General features: G+C 64.0%; 1 protein-coding gene. It reads right to left on the bottom strand.

Features of this window, described 5'->3' with window-relative positions; genetic code table 11:
* On the bottom strand, nt 1-336 hold a 336-nt coding region (locus EN850_RS34605; protein WP_281407310.1), incomplete at its 3' end, for a DNA gyrase subunit A.
* Nucleotides 337-342 lie beyond the last annotated feature (6 nt).

Below are 342 nucleotides of genomic sequence, written 5' to 3'. Positions count from 1 at the left end.
GTCGCCGTCGATCGAACCAAAGTTACCCTGGCCGTCGACCAGCATGTAGCGCAGCGAGAACGGCTGTGCCAGGCGCACCAGCGTGTCGTACACCGACTGATCGCCATGCGGGTGGTACTTACCGATGACGTCACCGACGGTGCGCGCGGACTTCTTCGGCTTGGACGCGGCATTCAGGCACAGCTCGCTCATCGAATAGATGATGCGGCGCTGCACCGGCTTCAGGCCGTCGCCGATGAACGGCAGGGCGCGGTCCAGGACCACATACATCGAGTAGTCGAGGTAGGCGCGCTCGGCGTACTCGCGCAGCGGCAGTTGTTCGAATCCGTGGAACACGGGGCG

The sequence above is a fragment of the Mesorhizobium sp. M8A.F.Ca.ET.207.01.1.1 genome, from assembly GCF_004794715.1.
Taxonomy (GTDB): Bacteria; Pseudomonadota; Alphaproteobacteria; order Rhizobiales; family Rhizobiaceae; genus Mesorhizobium.
This window is presented reverse-complemented; position numbering and strand designations above follow the sequence as displayed.